Origin of the sequence: Branchiibius sp. NY16-3462-2 (assembly GCF_001594145.1) — a bacterium.
Lineage (GTDB): Bacteria > Actinomycetota > Actinomycetes > Actinomycetales > Dermatophilaceae > Branchiibius.
This window is the reverse complement of record NZ_LVCF01000024.1, coordinates 1-1,301: the sequence shown is the minus strand read 5'-3', so window position 1 is coordinate 1,301 and position 1,301 is coordinate 1. Positions and strand designations below refer to the sequence as shown.

Annotated in this window: 1 protein-coding gene; it reads left to right on the top strand. The window is 63.3% G+C overall.

Annotated features, from left to right (window positions below):
* The first annotated feature begins 69 nt into the window (after positions 1-69).
* Positions 70-1,259 (top strand): IS3 family transposase gene (locus AZH51_RS05985; RefSeq protein ID WP_291522354.1). Its coding sequence is split into 2 segments (ribosomal slippage): positions 70-348 and positions 351-1,259, totalling 1,188 coding nucleotides; the frame shifts between segments, so codons are not numbered across the junction.
* Positions 1,260-1,301 lie beyond the last annotated feature (42 nt).

Sequence of the window (1,301 nt, the reverse complement as noted above, 5' to 3'; positions counted from 1 at the left end):
GGGTTTGCCCCCGGTTTGGTTGACACCTGACTTGTGAGGATCGTGGTCCTCGCTGGAAGGATGTTCACCATGCCCAAGCCGTATCCGAAGGAGTTCCGCGACGACGTCGTGGCAGTGGCCCGCAAGGGCCAGGCTCCGTTGAATCAGATCGCCAAGGACTTCGGGATCTCCGAGGGTTGCTTGCACAACTGGATCAAGCAGGCCGACATCGAAGACGGTCACCGTCCCGGCCTGGCCGAGACCGACCGGGCTGAGTTGCGGGAGTTGAAGAAACGCAACCGGCTGCTGGAGCAGGAAAACGAGGTCCTGCGTCGCGCGGCGGCGTATCTGTCGCAGGCGAACCTACCGGGAAAATAGTCTTCCCGCTCGTCCGTGAGATGGCCGCGGCCGGCGCCCGCATCAGGGTGCCGGTCGCGGTGGCGTGCCGGGTCCTGGGCTTATCCACCCAGGGGTACTACAAATGGGTCAAGAGCCCTGTGTCGCAGCGTGATTGGGACAACGCGCACACCATCGACAAACTGTTGGAGCTGCATGAGGACGACCCGACATTGGGGTACCGGTTCCTGACCGACGAACTCGCCGACGAACACGGGGTGATCACCGGGGAGAACCGGGTCCACCGGCTATGCCAGATCGCGGGGATCACCTCATCCCACCACGGCAAGAAGCCCAAGAAGGGCACACCTGGCCCTGCCGTGCACGATGACCTGCTCGCTGTTGTTGATGAGCACGGGGTGACCCGGCACGACTTCACCGCCGACGGGCCGAACGAGGTCTGGTTGACCGACATCACCGAACACACGACGAGCGAAGGAAAGCTGTACCTGTGTGCGGTCAAAGACGTCTACTCCGGGCGGATCGTGGGCTACTCCATCGATGCCCGGATGAAGTCGGCCCTGGCCGCCTCAGCGATCCGCAACGCGATCGCCCTGCGGGCACCGCACGGCACGATCTGCCACTCGGACAGGGGCAGTCAATTCCGGTCAAAGAAAGTCGTACGCCTGTTGAGGAACAACGGGCTACGCGGCTCGATGGGCCGGGTTGCTTCCTCGGGGGATAACGCAGCGATGGAGAGCTTCTTCTCCCTGCTGCAGAAGAACGTGCTGGACACCCGCCGCTGGGACACCCGCGAACAACTGCGCCTGGCGATGGTCACCTGGATCGAGACCAAGTACAACCGGCGCCGCCGGCAACGACGCCTCGGCAAGCTCACCCCCGTGGAGTTTGAGACAATCTACACGGCCGCACAAGCGGCCTAAGAACTACACACCCCGAGTGTCAACCAAATCGGGGGCAGTCCC